At 39.5% G+C, this 19,020-nt stretch carries 17 protein-coding genes; 2 read left to right on the forward strand and 15 right to left on the reverse strand.

Annotated elements, in window-relative coordinates; all coding sequences use genetic code 11:
• Window positions 1-131 precede the first annotated feature (131 nt).
• Together WAA20_RS11040 and WAA20_RS11045 are read left to right on the forward strand one after the other, a co-directional pair.
• On the forward strand, window positions 132-641 hold the full coding sequence (locus tag WAA20_RS11040) for a QueT transporter family protein (RefSeq protein WP_073387094.1): 510 nt from the start codon (window positions 132-134) through the stop codon (window positions 639-641).
• A gap of 34 nt (window positions 642-675) precedes the next feature.
• The gene (locus WAA20_RS11045) at window positions 676-900 is read left to right on the forward strand and encodes a hypothetical protein (protein WP_073387095.1); all 225 of its coding nucleotides are present in this window, start codon (window positions 676-678) and stop codon (window positions 898-900) included.
• Between the two features lie 76 nt (window positions 901-976).
• On the opposite strand, the gene recQ is transcribed toward WAA20_RS11045, so the two are convergent.
• The 15 genes from recQ to WAA20_RS11120 form a co-directional block, all read right to left on the reverse strand.
• Window positions 977-2,875, reverse strand: a complete 1,899-nt coding sequence (gene recQ / locus WAA20_RS11050; RefSeq protein WP_073387096.1) for a DNA helicase RecQ — start codon at window positions 2,873-2,875, stop codon at window positions 977-979.
• 175 nt (window positions 2,876-3,050) lie between these two features.
• Window positions 3,051-3,956 (reverse strand): Rpn family recombination-promoting nuclease/putative transposase, encoded by a 906-nt coding sequence (locus WAA20_RS11055; protein WP_081373765.1) that lies wholly within the window; start codon window positions 3,954-3,956, stop codon window positions 3,051-3,053.
• A 307-nt stretch (window positions 3,957-4,263) separates the two neighbouring features.
• Window positions 4,264-4,494, reverse strand: coding sequence for a hypothetical protein (locus WAA20_RS11060; RefSeq protein ID WP_073387098.1), 231 nt, complete (start codon window positions 4,492-4,494; stop codon window positions 4,264-4,266).
• A 33-nt stretch (window positions 4,495-4,527) separates the two neighbouring features.
• Window positions 4,528-5,820 carry a dicarboxylate/amino acid:cation symporter gene (locus WAA20_RS11065; protein WP_073387099.1) on the reverse strand — a complete coding sequence of 431 codons (1,293 nt, stop codon included), beginning with the start codon at window positions 5,818-5,820 and terminating at the stop codon, window positions 4,528-4,530.
• A gap of 626 nt (window positions 5,821-6,446) precedes the next feature.
• Entirely contained in the window at window positions 6,447-8,042 is a 1,596-nt protein-coding gene (locus WAA20_RS11070) for a DUF5722 domain-containing protein (protein WP_073387100.1), read from the reverse strand.
• Window positions 8,043-8,179: 137 nt separating this feature from the next.
• The gene (locus WAA20_RS11075) at window positions 8,180-9,133 is read right to left on the reverse strand and encodes a DMT family transporter (protein WP_073387101.1); all 954 of its coding nucleotides are present in this window, start codon (window positions 9,131-9,133) and stop codon (window positions 8,180-8,182) included.
• A 152-nt stretch (window positions 9,134-9,285) separates the two neighbouring features.
• Entirely contained in the window at window positions 9,286-10,893 is a 1,608-nt protein-coding gene (locus WAA20_RS11080) for a B12-binding domain-containing radical SAM protein (protein ID WP_073387102.1), read from the reverse strand.
• Window positions 10,894-11,098: 205 nt separating this feature from the next.
• Window positions 11,099-11,962 carry a methylenetetrahydrofolate reductase [NAD(P)H] gene (gene metF, locus WAA20_RS11085; RefSeq protein ID WP_073387103.1) on the reverse strand — a complete coding sequence of 288 codons (864 nt, stop codon included), beginning with the start codon at window positions 11,960-11,962 and terminating at the stop codon, window positions 11,099-11,101.
• A 186-nt stretch (window positions 11,963-12,148) separates the two neighbouring features.
• Entirely contained in the window at window positions 12,149-12,919 is a 771-nt protein-coding gene (locus WAA20_RS11090; RefSeq protein ID WP_073387104.1) for a helix-turn-helix transcriptional regulator, read from the reverse strand.
• Window positions 12,920-13,161: 242 nt separating this feature from the next.
• Window positions 13,162-14,463 (reverse strand): hypothetical protein, encoded by a 1,302-nt coding sequence (locus tag WAA20_RS11095; RefSeq protein ID WP_073387105.1) that lies wholly within the window; start codon window positions 14,461-14,463, stop codon window positions 13,162-13,164.
• Window positions 14,464-14,472: 9 nt separating this feature from the next.
• On the reverse strand, window positions 14,473-15,000 hold the full coding sequence (locus WAA20_RS11100; protein WP_073387106.1) for a hypothetical protein: 528 nt from the start codon (window positions 14,998-15,000) through the stop codon (window positions 14,473-14,475).
• Window positions 15,001-15,231: 231 nt separating this feature from the next.
• Window positions 15,232-15,975 carry a nucleoside/nucleotide kinase family protein gene (locus tag WAA20_RS11105; RefSeq protein WP_338800971.1) on the reverse strand — a complete coding sequence of 248 codons (744 nt, stop codon included), beginning with the start codon at window positions 15,973-15,975 and terminating at the stop codon, window positions 15,232-15,234.
• 468 nt (window positions 15,976-16,443) lie between these two features.
• Window positions 16,444-16,731, reverse strand: a complete 288-nt coding sequence (locus WAA20_RS11110) for a hypothetical protein (protein ID WP_338800972.1) — start codon at window positions 16,729-16,731, stop codon at window positions 16,444-16,446.
• A gap of 62 nt (window positions 16,732-16,793) precedes the next feature.
• Entirely contained in the window at window positions 16,794-17,609 is an 816-nt protein-coding gene (locus WAA20_RS11115) for an AAA family ATPase (RefSeq protein ID WP_338800974.1), read from the reverse strand.
• Window positions 17,602-19,005, reverse strand: a complete 1,404-nt coding sequence (locus WAA20_RS11120) for a DDE-type integrase/transposase/recombinase (RefSeq protein WP_338800976.1) — start codon at window positions 19,003-19,005, stop codon at window positions 17,602-17,604. The genes WAA20_RS11115 and WAA20_RS11120 overlap by 8 nt, the downstream gene beginning before the upstream one ends.
• Window positions 19,006-19,020 lie beyond the last annotated feature (15 nt).

Below are 19,020 nucleotides of genomic sequence, written 5' to 3' on the forward strand. Positions count from 1 at the left end.
GAGCCTTAAATCACGATCTAATTCTTTAGCAGAATTCTCTTTACAATAATATGCGCCCGTGGTATTATTCCTGTTGCTATACGAGTGTTAAATCCTTCCCACTCGCAAACTAACACTAAAGGAGAAAGATAATGAAGAAAAACCAGATTCTGTACATCGTACAGGCAGGCGTCATTGGCGCTTTGTATGTAGTATTAACCCTTTTTGCGCAGGGATTCAACCTTGCAAGTGGAGAAATCCAGTGTAGATTCTCAGAAGCTCTGACAATCCTCCCATTCTTTACACCAGCTGCAATTCCAGGAGTAACAATTGGATGTCTTTTGGCCAATATTTTAACTACAAGTCCACTTCCTGATGTTATATTCGGAACACTTGCAACATTCATTGGATGTATTGGAACGTATATGCTCAGAAAACATAGAATTCTTTGCTCTCTTCCACCTGTAATAAGTAATGTACTTATCATTCCGTTTGTTCTTAAATTTGCTTACGGTTCAACTCATATTCTTCCATTTATAATGCTTACAGTTGGAGCCGGCGAAGTTATTACATGTGTTATCTTTGGTGAGATCCTGCTCAATGCTCTTTACCCGGTAAGAGGAATGTTGTTTGCAGACGATCACGTTGCTAAGAAGATCTAAAAGATATATTGTTGGATATAATTGAAGGATAAATTTGAACGGCCCCGCGAAAAACATAGACGAAAGTTCTGATACAACAGATTATACAAACCAGATCCAGACAGAGATTGCTGAAATTGTTTCTACTTCAACTTCTCTTAACGATGAGCTTCTCTCAGTTTGTGAGCTCTTCGATAAATACCAGGAGATGCGCATTAACGCAGACGATGGAACACAGGCTGCCATGAACGAAATTCCGTATAAGAAGCTAAAGAAATGATGACATCATAACTGAATATTGCATAAGCACGTAAAAAATCCCGATACCACGTCAATACCGGTATCGGGTTTTTTAGTCACTCCTGTATATTGGTAACAGCACCTGGATTAGCTGCTATAAAGTCAGCTATAGAAGTAATAAACCTTTCGCCATATTTTTCATATTTTGCAGTTCCGACACCTGATACATTCAGCATGGATGCCTTGTTCCCTGGCATCTTGATGCACATATCAACAAGGGTCTTATCACTAAAGATGATATATGGCGGCATTCCTTCTTCTCTTGCAATCGTAAGGCGGAGCTGCCTTAGAGATTCAAAGAGTTCAAAGCCTGCTTTTGTAAGAGAATCAGTGCTTCTGCGACTATCTTTCTTACTGCTTCCATGCTTACCGATATTTTTACTTCCATAGCTCTTTTTCCTGGACTCAGGCTCTTTTTCCTTATAGGTCTTGACCAGGATATGGGTATCGGGGTTCTTAAGGGGCTCGATGTTGCCCATGCGGATGACGCTGTACTTGTCCGCGGTCTGGATGAGGTAGCCGTCTTGTATCAGCTGGCTTATCAAGGTCCGAAGCTCTGCTTCCTTGCGGTCTTTGAGCACTCCGTAGGTCTTGTACTCGTTGGTCCTTAGCTCTTTTAACCTGGCTCTGTTAGCTCCAAGGAGGGTGCCTAGGATTATGTTAAGGCCGTATCTTCCTCTGCTCTCCCAGACGCAGTTGATGACACTTTTTGCTTCCATCGTCATGTCAATCTCGGTGTATTCTCTATGGCAATTGCCACAGGCATCGCAGGGCGCGGTTCTTTTTTCACCAAAGTATTCAAGGATATAGTTGCGCAGGCACCCTGACGTGCGGCAGTATCCTTCCATGACCTGGAGTCTTCTTGCGTCGCGCTGTCTTATAAGCTCGGCGTCGTCCTCAGGGATGTCGGTGAAATCCTTATGGTCTAAGAGGAACTTACCTATCATTACGTCCTGGGGTGAAAAAAGAAGTATGCATCTTGACGGTTCGCCGTCTCTTCCGGCGCGACCTGCTTCCTGATAGTAATTCTCCATGCTCTGGGGCATGTTGTAGTGGATGACGAATCTTACGTTGGACTTGTCTATGCCCATTCCAAAGGCGTTGGTGGCAATGATCACAGGGGACCTGTCGTAGATGAAATCATCCTGGCTTACTTTCCTGTCTTCATTTGCCATTCCGGCATGATATCTTGCTACTGATACGCCTTGGTTTAGGAGCTTATCATATAACTCATCCACGTTTTTTCTTGTGGCACAGTAGATTATTCCGCTGTCATTTGGGTGCTTCCCTATGTAGTCAAGGACATAGTCGCTCTTTTTCCTAGTATTTACTACGTCAAAATAGAGGTTCTCTCTATCATATCCTGTTATAACTACTTTGGGATCCTTAAGTTTTAGGATGCAGGATATGTCTGTCTTAACTTCTGTTGTGGCTGTTGCGGTAAAGGCGCTTACTATTGGTCTATGCTTTAGGCTATCGATGAAATCTACGATCTTTAGATAGCTCGGTCTAAAGTCCTGTCCCCACTGGGAGATGCAGTGCGCCTCGTCTACGGTTATCATTGAGATCTCTGTCTTACTAGCAAAGCTTGTAAAGTCGTAGCTTTCAAGGCGCTCCGGGGCAACGTAGAGGATCTTGTAGGTGCCTTCCCGGGCTCTTTCATATACTTTTGAAATCTGTGATTCTGTGAGGGATGAGTTGATATATCCTGCGTGTATTCCTGCTTCGTTAAGCGCTCCTACCTGGTCCTGCATGAGGGATATCAGCGGGGATATTACTATTGTGATGCCAGGCAGGAGCATGGCCGGCACCTGGTAGCATATTGACTTGCCTGCTCCTGTTGGCATGATGGCAAGGACGTCCCTGCCCTTTATTATCGACTCTATTATTTCTTCCTGTCCTGGTTTGAAGGAGTCGTATCCGAAATATTCTTTTAGTACTTCGCTTGCGTTCATTTTTTGTCCTGTTATTTGTTGCAATAAATTTGGCTGATATGTTAAAGCCATAAAATATCCCGCGATGAATTACGTCGCCGCGGGATATCTACTCTTTGGTTATAGAATTGTCACACCTGGTCATCTCTATTTCATCTTAAATCATACTGGGCTTTTACTTAACTATTGCCTCAACTTATAAGTCGTCACCATAGTTCTTATCAATAAGCTCTCTTATAAGTTTCTTTTGATACTCAGGATCTTTGACAGTCCTTTTAAGTTCATCAAATCTTCCTTGATTTATCAAGATGTCATTAAGCTGATTGACAATATCTACACCTTCTTTTTTGCCTTCTATCTTTCCTTCTGCCTTGCCTTCTTCCTTAAAAAGTTCCATAACTTCGGTCTCATTGTATTCTGTATCAAGCATACCCTGTACCTCCTGTTTATGAAGCATTAGAAAACTACGAATAGTAAAGTCATGTGGCATCTTGTTAAGTGCCATGGATACAGCATCCTCAAGTTTATGATCATCTTTTTGATTATCCCTGATCTCACTTATAAACCAGGAATACTCAGAAAGCGGCTTACATGCATCCATGAGGCCTTGATTCTTGCCATAATTGACATTTATCATGCGGACTTTAACTTCAACATCAGCCTGTTTTCTAACAGATTCTTCAAATGCATCGCTGAGTTTAAGAACAGACTCATCTTCCATCTCATCACTGCCGTTGTAAAATACTACCAGTTTTGGGACCGGAAGCTTTATCAGCGTTTTACCGTATTTGTTGAGCTTATTCTCTGATAAATATCCTGCATAGAGATCACCAACATACTGAAGAAGCCTAAGGGGCATATTCGGATTGAATGTTGACTGATGCTCATACACACTCATTATATCTGCGATCATAAAAGACGTATCATTACGCATTCCCAGATATAGCACATCCTTAATCGTATTAAACTCAATAACTGTTGGATCTGTATAATCCGAGCCATTCACCGCATTGTACAGGCTAAGCGTCCATTCCTTGTTTTCTTCACGACCAAAAATAAAGTTAAACAGCCTGTCCTTATATTGGCTATTAATATTAGTCATTAACTTCTCTCCCTTTATTATATTTTTTCACAAATCCTCTTTCAAGCTTATTTACAGGAATTCCGGTATATTTTAAAAGTTGAAAATACGATTTCCCGGAGGTCTCAGACAACGTTTATTCTGAAGATGTGACAACAGGAGTGTCACCAAGAAATCGATTGCTCCGGACGGAGCAGATTTTTAACTTGCGTCCATAACAATAGCATATAAAGTTGCATCTGTAAATAGTGTTTTTTACTACAAAAATCCCATAGCGAGCCACAATAGATCGCTATGGGATTAATAAACGAAATCACTTTACGCAGAATTATTTCATCATATTCTCAACAACAACTTCAAGATCAAGGCCGTTAATATCCTTACCTGCTACAGAAAGTGAATGAGTAGCGCCTTCTGCTTCATCATACCAGTTAACTACATGAACTGCGAACACATCATCTATGAATTCTGTATCTTCCGAAGCTTCCGAATAAGCAAGATACTGGGCATCGTGACCACCAAGAGTTTCTTTTTCATCACTATCCCACTCATAGTACATGCACTACTACAGGGCTTTTTTATCAGCTAACTGTTAACTGGCTTTCTCCTTTAAAGGTTTCTCTTCACCTTTTTTATCAAGCCAGTTCTTACCATCAGTAAATCTTGCAACTATGAAGCTTACCACATAGTCTCCTGCTGCATTGACCATTGTTGCAGGCGGGTCTATGAGGTTACCAAGCGCAAGTGCTATAGGATATGCGATCGCCATCTGATTCGGGAAGAACATCGTTACAAGAACAAGTTCGCCAACTCCGCCTCCTCCGGGGATTCCAGACATTGCAACGGATGAAAATACAGCGATTATGATAGCAAGTACTGCTTTTCCTCCTGTAAAATCCATGCCGAATATTCCAAAGAGGAATGCGACCTTAAGGATAGCTGACATAGATGAGCCGTCCATATGCATCGTTGCGCCCATAGGAAGGACTATATCTGTTACATCCTTGGGAACACCTGAATCCTGAGCAACTTCCATGTTGGTAGGGATCGTTGCTACAGATGAGCATGTACCAAAAGCTGTAACTGCAGGTCTGAAAAGGTGTGAGAACATAACTGATATACCCTTTTGACCGCCTCCAAACCATGCATAAAGCGGGAATGAAACAAACATGTATACGAAACAAAATACATAATAAGTAATAAGTGCTCTTGAATAATCGCCGATAAGGTCTGGTCCGTATGTTGCAACGAGACTTGCAAAGAAGCCAAAGAAACCAATCGGTGCATAGTAAGTTATCAGCTTAACTATTCTCATGATAACTTCTGTCATATTGGAAAAGAACTTTCCGACTATTGATTCTGATCCGCCGGCTCCCTGAATACCGAATCCCGTGAATACAGATGCAACGATCAAAGGAAGCATTGCTCTTCTGGAGAAAAGAGCTGAGAAGTCTTCTACAGTAAAGAAATTTATTATCATCTGCGGAATAGAGATTGTCTCTCCTATCTCGCCTTCTGTAAGATCATAGGTATGTGTAACAGGGGGAATTATCATCATAACGATATAAAAAAGGATTGCTGCAATAAGACCTGTTACAAGGAATGTTCCAATAGTTGTGCCAAGGATCTTGCCGGCTCTCTTGGGACTCTTCATATTGCCGATGGCACTTGAAATTGAGAAAAAGACCATAGGAACAACAACGCAGAACATCAGGTTAATAAAGAGCTTACCAAGAGGTTCAAGAACCGTTGCACCTGCAGATATAGTACTTCCATCTTCTGCTGTGACAACAGGCCATATCCATCCCACAATACATCCTGCAACAATAGCTACGAGCATCGCTATTATAAAGCCATAACTCTTCAAAAAGTTTTTTCTTACCATAGTGCCTCCTCTCCTGAACCCTTCGCAACGAATTTAGCACATGTATTATTTCAGGCTTCGTGTATTCCTGATGATGGAAGTTAATAAATGATTTCAGGGTCATGAAAATTATATAAAATTCACCGACATAGAAATACATCCATGTATTTCTAAACATGTCTAGTTACGTCCTGTAACTAGGCATGATATCTGGAATAATATATTCTGGGATTCATAAACTCGCTTCGCTCAGACAGATGAATCCCAAACAGAATATATTATTCCATCTATCAAGCTCTTGAATTTAATATAATTTTCAAAGACCCCAAAATCATTTATTAACTTCCATCATCAGGAATATTTAAGGTATGAGAATGATTTACATGTGCAAAGTTTAAGTTAATAAGAAAACGCATTGAGAGTCTTTCGACGCCTCAATGCGTTGCTCTTTTATATTATCTCATTGTAAAAATGCTCCGTCAATTATATTACATTCACAATCGCACGTTTTACCAAATAAATGCAAATAATATTTCTGATCACGACGTAATAATATTTATATCATTAGTATATTGTTAAGTAATATGCGAATCTGACAGATATTGATTATTCTGCTATATCGCTATCTGACTTTTTATGCCAATTAATCACCTTGAATATGCGCTCATGTCTGTGTTCCACTTATCAGCGCCTATTACGGACTGGGCGAATGCTACTGCGTTATCTGCTCCGCCCGCGTTCATGTCTCTAAAATATGCATAGGCAACCTTCTTGTTGCCGCTTGAATCAATTATTCCGAAGTAAAGATTTTGTGCTATCTCAACGCTGCTTTCTTCTAGATTTTTTATAAATATACCTTTTATATACTGGTTTCTGATAACTCTGTTATAGGCATAGATGATGCCCGCAGCCTGCATGTTCTGATCACCATATACCGCAGAACTATAGCCACACTCGGTAAGATATATTGGCCTTACCTGTCCTTTATTATTAAGGAAATCCGACTGACACAGATAGTCTGTCAGAACTTCAATGTTCTCCATTGTCAGCATATCTGTTGCTGCGTTGTGACTTATAAGCGAACCATAATATGCTGTCATTGGGGTCCAGAAAGGAGTCCAGTACAAAGGAGTATTGTACGGATGCTGGGCAACGCCCCAGTTTATGTTGCCCTCGGACTTGATATAGGCATTAACATTATCAAGAACGTCTCTTCCATCATAGAAAGTAGGATCAGAAGTCCTGTCTCTGTCCCACATCTGATCTATACATAAGCAGACATTCGCATTTTTATTTTCGCTCATTATTGCGTTATAGCAGATCCTGAGGCTGTCCGCATAGATCCTTGAATAAGATGCAACATCAGTATATGGCAGATAGTTCCATGAAAGATATGCATTAACCTCATTTCCTATAACCCAGTTATCTATCTGGCCGTGACCGGTGCTGCCATTATAGCGGTTACTGATATAAGACATAAGGGCTTCAAGCTTTTCAAGACCTCTTGAATCCGCTGTATTGAGCATATAATAAGGGCATGAACCGCCGCCATCTCTTGCAGTAGGGTATACAAACTCAGCATCCTTGTATCCGTTAAGTACGACCATGGTTACTGCAATTCCCAGATTGTTATATTTTTGCATAAGCTGGTCATAGCCTGAGAAATTGCCTGTTATAGACCAGGTCTTACCATTGTAAGTCCAGTTACCGCTTGAAGATTCGCCAATGCTAAACTGGTGAATATTGAAATTGTAAGCAGTCTGCCCTACATTAAGACCTCCCAGCTCATTACCCCAGATTCCTTTTTTGTTGGATTCATTTTTTCTTGAAGAGGTATTAGTAGCCAGAGCTTCCGGATTTGTAATGTAGTGTGCATTACTTAACACCGTATAATTACCGCCATTTAGTGTTGCGACTACGAACTTGTCATACAGATGGCAACTGGTCGTCCCCTTACCAAGCCCAAAAGAAAATGTCGCACTTGTTCCTGCCGCCGCACTAGCAACAGGAGATCCCGTCGGCGAACTTTCATACATCTTAAGGGCAAAAAGATAATAGACTCCGTCATCACTAGATGGCACTGAAGAAGCCTGCGCTTTAACAACAACATTACTACCCTCGATCCGGGCTGATGTAATAGCAACGCCTCCTGCTGCCCTTGAGGGAATCCTTGCAGGAACCACAAGCACAAAGGCCATTACCATTACGAGCATTACCGCTGAAACTCTTTTTCCAAAATTCATAATATAATCCTCATCTCGTAGCTCAAAAGCACCAAGCTAATATAGCCCTTTTGAGCCCGTGTTATATACAAAAATCTGCATCTGTTAAACAACTATTTGTATATCGGAGGATTATCATATTTAGATAATAAAGTAGATTATTTCTTCCTGTTGATAATGTAGATTCCCAGACTTACAAGTACGAGGGCTATGAGCGTATAGATACTAAGAGCCTCGGCCCCTTCATGTAGGAATATGGCCGATAGGATAACTCCCATCACAGGATTTACAAATCCCAGAACTGTGACAGTGCTGACCGGGTTGTACTTAAGAAGCACTCCCCAAAGCGTGTATGCACCTGCAGAAATAAATGCCATGTATATAAGAAGTGGGATGCTTCCTGATGATACGATAGTCAGATGCCCTCCCATAGCCTTACCTACTATGCTCATAACGATTCCACCAAGGAAGAACTGGTAGCCTGACAGGGTCACAGGATTTTCTTTCCCGGAAAAGAGCTTTATAAAGCATCCAGCTATCGCACTTGCAAAGGCCGCCAGAAGCATAGCGCCTTCGCCCTGGACAGAGAATCCCCCTTCAAGAAACGATGCACTTCCCCCTGTAACGCAGAGGAAAACGCCTGCAAATCCGATGATCATACCGGCCGCTTTACGAATTGTAAGATTTTCAAATCTGAAGATATATACTGCAAGAAGTATACTAAAAAAGCTTCCAGCCGCATTGATGATTGATCCTCTTACACCTGAAGTAAAGGCAAGTGCCATATAGAAAAAGATGTACTGGATTATCGTCTGAAAGCATGCAAGAACCAGGATGTATTTAACAGATTCCTTTTTGGGCAAAAGAAACTTCTTCTGAAGAATGCTTCCAAAGATAATGACCATTATTCCTGCAATTATGAATCTGTTACCTGCAAAAAGGATTCTAGAAGGTGTATCTCCTGCCGAGATATCGAAAAGCTCGTATCCTATTTTTATGGCAGGCGAAGCACTTCCCCACAAGGTGCAACAAAAGATCGCCGTGATTACAACAATTGGAAGTCGGGTCCAGATAATTTTTGATTGTGATGAGGTAGCTGAGTTTGAATTCATTTCGGTCTCCATTTCGAGTGTTTTATAGTAAAGACGATCCTTATATTATAAAAAACATAAGAACCGCCTCTAAAGCGAATGAAAGCGCTTACAGCTATCATAACACAATTATCAATTCAGTTACTATAAAAACTCTTTAATGTCACATAACATTACTCATCTGAACAGGCCACTCGAAAAGCCGCCTCCATGGTAACAGGGTGAATATTTGTATAATCAAACTCATATGTTTTCTCCCCATCAGGCCATGCGAATGTCTCTCGTGCGCTCATGCGCCTGCTCTGATGAGTATGAAGCATTTTATCAAAAAGGACCCATAAGCTGAAAGTATCATCAGCCCCGTGCTCTTTTCCAAAGTCTTCTAAAATATCATATTTTTTCTTTACAGATATTCCGACGCCTTCTAGCTGGTGCTGGTTCAGATATTCTGCCATCTCTTCAAACATACTAAATGGCGTGTCAAAAAAATTCTCCAGATACTTTAAGCTGCGCGTAAACATCTGGGAGTTATAAAAAAGCTCAACCGCATCACACACCCTGTGAAGTCTGGCTATCTCTTCATAAGTGATCCACTTGGTGGCAAAAATCTCATAAGGCTGTCTGGAACTGTAGATAAGCTCATACTCATGTCTGTGATCATACATATCAGTTCCTTTTAAAACCTTTAAAAATCCAAGCTGCAGCTGATCTGCGTACAATGGATATATATCATTAAAAGACTTCTTGAAACGCTCATAATCTTCATAAGGAAGCCCTGCAATTAGGTCTGTATGAAGATTTATATTGTAGGCACTGCGGAGTCTTTGGACATTAGAGAATATCTTAGCATTGTCTGCTGTCCTGTGTATTGCCTCCATTGCCGGCAGATGAGTTGTCTGAATGCCTATCTCAAGCTGCACAAGCCCAGGGCGAAGTGTTGATAGAAGCTCAATTTCTTTTTCCGTAAGAAGATCTGCTCCAATCTCAAAATGAAAATTGGTCACGCCGTTATCATTTTCTTTAATAAAGGTCCAGATCTCTATAGACCTTTTTGAAGAACTGTTAAACGTACGATCAATAAACTTAACCTGCTTTACCTTCTGATCCAGGAAGTATTTAAGCTCCTTCTTTACGATATCCATGCTGCGGTACCTGACTTTTTTCTCCAAAGAAGAAAGACAGTAGCTGCAGCGGAAAGGGCATCCTCTGCTGGATTCGTAATAGATAATGCGATTTTCAAAAGGCTCTAATCTGTTATACAAAAAAGGAATCTGGTCCATATCAAGAATCGACTTTGGCCCCGGCTCTTTTATGATGACTTCAGAATCTTTGTATGCAATTCCCTCTTCTTTGTATGCAATTCCCTCCATTTCACGAAAAGGCAAGTCTTCCCCTTTCTGAATACAGGTAGCAATCTTTCGGAAATTCTTTTCCCCCTCTCCCAGCATTACAAGCTCGCACCAGTTAAGATATGTCTCCGGATCATTGGTAGCTTCCGGCCCGCCTGCAAGAAGGCGAATCTGCGGCGCAATGTTATGAATATCTTCGATAAGCTGCTTCATAAATTCCGCGTTCCAGATATAAACAGAGAAGCCGATAACTTCAGGTTTTCTCATAAGAATGCCACGAAGGACATCCTCATAACGGTCATTTATTGTAAATTCAGCGATCGACACATTGCCGCTAACTTCATTGGCATAGGCAGCAAGGGAATATACCGCTGGATTTGAATGTATGTATTTGGCATTTAAGGCTACTAATAGGATTTGGTCTTTGGACATTTATATAGTCTCCGGGATTTTGATCGTTTTCTAAACTCTTTTATTTTAACTAAAGATACGCACAAATAGAATATCATATGCGTAATATCTTTTTTTCAAAAAATCTTTTCTAAAAAAAGAGCCATGCACCACCTTGGCAATGCCTGACTCCCAGCTTCAGTACAACTCTGCATTTATATAACTTTTAAATGCGCGCGATCTGCAATCATTTTATTATCGTTTCCAGATTGCGCATGATACCTGCTGCAATATCCGGCTTGTTCATTGAATAAACATGAATATGACCAACCCCATTGCAGATCAGATCTATTATCTGGTCGCAGGCATATATTATTCCGGCTTCCTTCATCTTCTGAGGATCATCAGCAAATCTGTCTACCATGCTCTTCATCTTCTGGGGTATCGTTGATCCAGAGAGTGCCACGCTCCTTGAAACCTGCTTAGCATTAGTTATCGGCATGATTCCAGGAACTATCGTGACATTTATGCCCTTTTCCCTAATTCTATACAGAAACTGATAAAGAATTGCGTTGTCAAAAAACATCTGAGTTGTAAGGAAGTCACATCCGGCATCAACCTTCTCTTTGAGATGCCCTATATCAACCGACTGCCTCTCGCACTCAACATGCCCCTCCGGATAACAGGCTCCGCCAATACAGAAATTCTCATCCATAGACTTAATGTCATAGATAAGCTCTGTAGCATGGTGATAATCATCACATATCCTGCCTTCTTTAGGAATATCGCCCCTAAGAGCCATGATATTCTCAATTCCTCTTTCCTTGTAGGAAGCGATCATGCTCTTAACATGCTCCCTGGTAGACGAAACACATGTCAGATGGGCCAGAACATTTACTCCATACTTATCCTGAAGATTCGCTGCAATGTTTACTGTATTCTTACTCGTTCCACCACCAGCGCCATAGGTTACACTCATAAAATCAGGCTTAAGCGCAGCAATTTCTGCAGAAGCCTTTTCAACTGCCTCATATCCTGCATCTGTCTTGGGTGGAAAAACTTCGAACGATAGGGTGATCTCTTTTTCATTAAAGATATCTATGATCTTCATAGCATTACCCACCTTTTAAAAATATAACCTTATGTCACTAGTGTCACGAGTAACTAATAATTCAAATATACGGTTTTCACGATGCCAATTCGGGTTGAAAAGATTTTCGAGCTTACTACTAATAATGATACTACAAAAATAGTATATTCACATCTATCCGACATCTTATTGTCGTTATACAAGCCATTACAACGCAGGATATAAAACTGATAGAACAGGCGGAAGATTCATGTATTCGCCCTTGATTCTGAATGACCCATCCTCTTTTTTATCAAGAAAAAAAGATATATCACCGCCAAGTACTGTCTCTACTATTTCTTTTGAAAGATCAGTCAGCTCACAGATTTCATCTATAAACGCCCTCTTTTTCTCATCTTTTGAGGTGATATCATATATCGCAAACAGTACCGTGAGCGTCAGCTTATCAGACAACTTCTTCATAAGACCGCTAATCTTCTTAATGCTATTCTCATCATACAGTTTCTGATCATCTGAGAAAAAGACGTTACCACGCCTCATGGTCGTTACTATCTGTGGAATAGCTATACTGGAAAGCCCCCATTCATTACAGACCGCATGCTCTATAGTTTCATCCATTCCAAATTCAGGATAACCGGATTCTTCTTTTCTTGACTCCATTACAAGAACTATAGCATGAAGCGCCTTGACTATCTTCATGACCTTGCTATACTCTGTTCCAGTCTCTGCGCTTTGAATCTGATCATTGATAGTAAGCAGAATGTCATCATCGTTAGCCCCAGGCTCAACACCCATAAGTTTATCAATTGAAACATTAAAGAAAGCTGCAATATCAGGCAAAAGCTGAATATCCGGCATACACTGCCCCGACTCCCATTTACTTACAGCCTGATTAGTAATGCCAAGCTTTTGAGCAAGCTGCTCCTGTGTAATACCTTTATTTTTTCGTAAAAATAATATCTGATCACCAATGTTCATCTGTCATCACCTTTCTGCACAAAGCTACAAAGCAGTATTCGTTAGATAAAACTAATAACGAAATATCTTATAGCTATAACGTTATCTGCAAATAGCCACGCATAACTAAATAGCGAAAATGCAAGGCCTCCTTTATTCAACCGGTTGATACAGTTATTATAATGACTCATGACAGATGAAAACAATAACGCATTAGTTTACAACATTTAAAAATCGTCCAACCAGTAGTTGGACGATACAATCTAATCTGCACAATGTACGCTTATATATTTAACACCCAAATATCCATCACTGTGACACGAAACCAGCTCTTCTGTTTCAGCACTGTCGTATATATCTTTACTAACCCTGCATTTATATATTGATCCATCCTGCAATTCGACAGTAACATAATATGATGTAGTTTTACCGGACGAATATGATCTTGAAACATATTCACAAGGAAAATGTCCTACAAAAGAACTCGTTCCATAAAAGAAACTACTTACTATATTAAAAGTAAGCATTGCAACAAAAAACATATAACAAAACTTCTGATTCTTATTGTTAACATCATGAAATCTGATAAAAACTATAAGTAAAAGGAAAGCAGCTACAATTATATAAATAATAGCTATCATTAAACCACCCTTAGCAATTTTAGTAATTCCTGATGTAAACATAAGGATTAAAAATGATACATCTAATATCAAAAACGGAAGACCAAACATGTTAAATCGAGAGTCGTCTTCGGTATGCTTTTTATCGATATATTTAACATCGTTCTTGAAAATCAATGAATACACAAATAGTGGTAATGATGATAATCCCAGTGCCAATATAAATGGCTTAGATAAACCCTTTTGTCTTGCAATAATTATACATACCACAACATATAAAGCCGTGAGCAAAGAAAGAATTATTCCGATCCTATATATGATTTTTCTCTTAGAAAGAGAAGTATCCGCAACAGGTAAACCATCTTCAGATAAGTCTTTTATTTCTTTTTCTTCACTTATATCATCATCTTCTTCCTCTAAATCCACTTCCTCTATTCTCATGGAATCTAATAGTCGATTTTTGAACACATCTTTTCTTTCTTCATCTAACTCGATATAGTTTTTGACATCTGAATCTCTTGTATAGAAAACTGCTACCAGTCTTTGATATTCACAATTATATAAAAATGCATATATAAGAAGACAAAATAAAAATGTATATAACAAAAAAAATTTATACTCCGTCTGAAAAAAGGTATCTGCAGACTCCACCAGATATAATCCCAAAATCAAAAACATCATAAACAGAATAATTTTTATCAATTTAATAAAAATACCCTGTCGTCTAACTATATCTACTGTATCTTCATATTCATACAGATCAAATCTCAGCTTAAGTAAGCAACCATTTGAAATAGTCATAATTCTCTTATTACTATATTCTGTTGCAGATATATCAACATCCATCAATTTTGGGAAAAGAGGCATTTTGGTCTTAACCCCTTCAAGCCCATACTTGTATTTTCCATTATTGATTTTTACCTTAGAATCATTTTTATAAACCATATCTATTCCTCATTGCTCTTTTACCTTGAAATGCTTTTGCATTTCACAAATCAGTTCATTATAAACAGCTCGATTCCTGAATACTATTTTATATTTAGATTTTTCAGTATGGATCAAGATAATCATTTTTGAATTACGAAATTGATTTGTAGCTGCATATCCATAATCTACTTTTGCATAATCAATAGCATTATAATTAATCTTTTTTCGGATAAAAAAGCTCTTACATACCAATCTATCTTCCTCAAAAATCAGCTTTTTTCGAAAAATCATGGTGTTTATAAACATACATGGCCAAACAAGCACAACTGCAAAAACAGGTATCAAAAAAAGCACAAAACCAATTGACATAGCTATAATATATAAAGGATGCTCTATAATATTCATCCATATGCTAAGTATTCCGTTGTAATATATGATTATTAATACCGAAACCGATAATAGCGCTACTGTTCTTCCTTCAAATACACTTCTTTCTTTATAAATCTTATTTTTAAAATTGCAGTTTTCTGCTTTTTCCTTATAATCTCCAATCATAAATATCTCTCCAACAGTTCTGATTCACGTCGATAGTAGGCATCTCCTACTTAATTTGTCATACAACCATACAACAATTCATGGTCCATATTCTTCCGCTCAGCAAATGAATATATGCTAATATCTATTTTTAGTCAGTCCAACAAAAAAACAGGAGCATCATATCTCCTGTTTCCTTTGATACAGCACGATATAATTATTTAAATAATTCTAAAAATAGCGACCATTAATTTACCATATATAGCTACAATCTTCAAGTACCATGAGCCTGATATCAGCATCACTCGATTTATTCAGCACAGTCCTGACATTATACATATCGCTAAATTCAACAAACTCCGTGGCCTGCGCTTCTGACTTGCCGCTCTTAATCTTCCTGTCTATAAGCCTCTTTCTAAGCAAGTCTTCATCGGCTGCTATGCTTATAGTAAGATCTGCATATCCTTTAAGCTCATCCCACCCCTTATCTTTAAGAAGCAGATAATTACCTTCAAGGATCACAATATCACTATCAACAATAATGGCATCTTCTTGGGGATTATGGGTCATCCTGTTATAATCAGGCCACCCGCATTTATCCCCTCTGGCAACGCTTTTAACTTTATCAAGCAGCTTATCAATATCGAAAGTCTCCGGAGCTCCCTTAACATCTACCATAGGGATTTCCTTCCCATCTCTGACCATAGTATGCGTAAGAAGATACTCCTGATACCTGTGGAAACCATCCATACCTACAACCGATATCGGCTCAAGCCCTTCAGTATTCTCAGACAGATACTTAAGAAAGCTAAGCAGAGTACTCTTCCCCGCCCCAGGCGGCGCAGCAAGCATAACAAGAATACGACTTCCCTTGGAATCCTTCAATTCTTTCATCTGTTTTAGCAACGGAATGAATATTTCATTTACATTATTCTCCGAATATTCAACACTCGTTTCTATTCCATTTATATTAGCTGTATACTTCAATAAGTCCACCACCTATCAACTTCAATGCCTATTATCCCATTATACAAGACACAGCAACTAATACCTACAAACTGTCTCGCTAATATCTTCTCACGTTTCTCATCACATAGCCACCCTTGTTGTAACAGCTATGCCTGAATTATGCCAAAGCTTACTGCTTTTGAAATTTATCCCAATCTAGAGCTTTTTCTCGGCAGCGTTTTAAAAGTTTTTTACATGAACCTGGCGGTTTAGAAAGGTTTTGCCGGAGCTGGGTGGTTTATAAAGGATTTTCGATTCTTTGAAAGAATTCTTACACTCATGAGCTTAATAGATGGTATTTTATATTTTTGTTTGGGATTCACTGTTAATGATCTTTTAGCTTGACCCCGAACTGCTCTCACTCAATGACAAGAGACTGCTCAGGTTGTTGTCAATAGTTCCTGATGGCTATTGGATGGCATCAGCCATCCATCACCATCATTTTAGTTATAGATTTTATGTCCTTCGTACCTTGATAATTTTACAAAGTTCATTAAGCGCAAATGAGATTGCTATTACATCTTCAAAACAAAGCGGTTCGTATGGATGAAGAAGCTCATAGCTGATCTCTTCAATATCATCCAGAGATTCAAGTATGCAGCTCATCTTTTTATTTGGTATACAGAGGAAGAATCCATCATGGCACTGCCCGAAAATCAGTTTAAACGTATCCTTAAAGGCATATACTGTGACTTCGTATGGTTCGTGCAACAGCTCTTCTACATCAATCTTTGCTGTGTGCATGGTTGTGTATGCATCTTCAGGGTCATCTCCGTCGAATTCTGTTACGGGAAATTCGTAAGTGATTATGATACCTCACCTCCAAGCATCTCGTGGTCTATGACAAACTGAACCTGATGTTCATCGATGAGACGCTTATTCTGCTGACTTGCATACATAAGACATCCATCACAGATATGGTTTATTCGTCTTGGTATACCTGTTGAAACTTTATAGATCTCATCAATAGCTTTATCGGTAAATATATCCTTACGTCCTTCAGCGTAATTAAGATGAGATTCTATATAATGCTGAGTCTCAGCCCTGTCAAGATGCGGTATAACGCAGCTTATATCTATCCTGTGCCTTACAGCAGCATATCTTTGAAGTTTGAGCTTATCCCAAAGTTCACTTTGGCCAACAAGTACAAGTGCCATAGGGCTCATTGAATCAAAACGATAATTCAGAAGAAATCGGAACTCTTCGATAGTTTCTTTTTCAAGAAGATGCGCTTCATCGAGAATGCATACAACTTTTTTGCCATGGACACCGCGAATTATCTCGACTTCTTTTTGGAGTTGTCTCTTGGCATCACCTCTGTAGAACTTTGATTCAATCCCAAGCTGATCAAGCATTCCCTTATAAAACCATCTCGGGGTAAGCTTGGAATCAGATAGATAAAGGAAAAGGTACTCGTCCTTGGGAAGGGTTGACACAAACTTCCTTATCAGAGTTGATTTACCACATCCGGCATCAGCTGTAACTACAGCAAAGAGCTGCCTATCAGCTGCGTATGAAAGTCTTCCGAGCGTCTCATCTATGGCGATTGATTCATAAAGCTTTTCGGGTGGAACATTTCTGGTAAACGGTGTGTGTTTCATATCAAAGAATTGTTCATACATTGTTGCCACCTTCCTTTCTGTAGGAAGCGAAGGAGATGGCATCTGTAAGCCTCTTCTTTGACTGCGCATGTTTCTTTTCAAGAGCATCCAGGAACCTTGACGTTTCAGATGTTGCAAGCTGTATGCCGACCGGAAGGGTTTCGTTCTTGTCGCAGTATTCTCCAATCTTTAATGGCTTTGCGGTAAACGGTTCAATCCCTGGATAAGATACTGTGATAGTTTCAGGAAAGAACGGGTCATAGGCTACTTCCACCATGTGGCTGATAAGTGAAGGTTTAGTTTCGTACTTTCGTCCTTTAAAGCTTATGCAGGCTCCTTTATCTACCTGCCGTGTGACGTGGTACATGAAAGCCTCTGATACAGTTGATGTATCGATGAATGTAAGCGGTCTTTTGTCACGATTAAATTCTTGAACTGGAGTTATACCTTCATTCGGCACATTTACTCCGACGCTTTCATAGTACTCTCTGATACCAGAATGAGGCTTCTTGTTGTAATACTCTTCAAGGAAGATGGTCCAAAGGCGATTAAGTTCTTCAAGAGAAGTGATTTTTTTGAGTTTGGCTTCTCGCAAAAAGGCATCGACTACCTGATGGAATTTCTCAATCTTGCCTTTACTTTTACCGCTTCGCACCTTGGCATGGTTGATTCTTATGCCAAGTCTTGTAAGTGATAGCTTGAGCTGTTTTGCTATGTACTGAGTTCCATTATCAAAGTAGCATGCATCAAACTTCCCATAACGGAGTATGACCTTTCTGAAGGTATCTTCAACAATGGTCTCTTCCTGGTTGTCATAGAACTGCGAAGAAAGTATCATCCTGGAATGGTCATCGATAGCAGAAGAAAGATATGTCTGAACTTTCTTTCCACCTATCTGTAACATCGGTCCATACTTAATGTCACCTTGGACAAGCATCATTCTGTGAGGCTTGCAGAATCTTTTGGATGAGCTTTCTCTGGCATCTGAATATACCTTAAGATGTTTGGTTCCAAAGCCCTGTTTGTACATGTGGCGTTGAAGAGTAGACCTTTTAAGAACACCAATAGGAACTTTACCTTCAATCTCAAGGATCGTTATGATTTGATCCACAGATCTTCCTGGTACCTCAAGCCTAAGCTGTATGGCTTCTTTTACAAGGTTGTCAAAGTTCTCTGGCAGCTTGTGTGAATGTACTCCTGATCTTGGAACAGGCTTAAGACCTTCAAACTCATTATCGCGAAATGAACTTTCATATCTGTACAGTGTTCTTGGTGAAATATCGTTCTGAACTGCGATCTTGTTTCGCATCTGGATCTTTTTAGCATTATCCATTTCAGGATCCAGAAGTGGTGATATAAGCCTGAAACGTTCAAGAGCCTCACGTTCCTGCCATTTGATATTTTCGTTATTTTCCATCGTCAGTTACCTCCT

Source organism: Butyrivibrio fibrisolvens (assembly GCF_037113525.1).
Taxonomy (GTDB): domain Bacteria; phylum Bacillota; class Clostridia; order Lachnospirales; family Lachnospiraceae; genus Butyrivibrio; species Butyrivibrio fibrisolvens.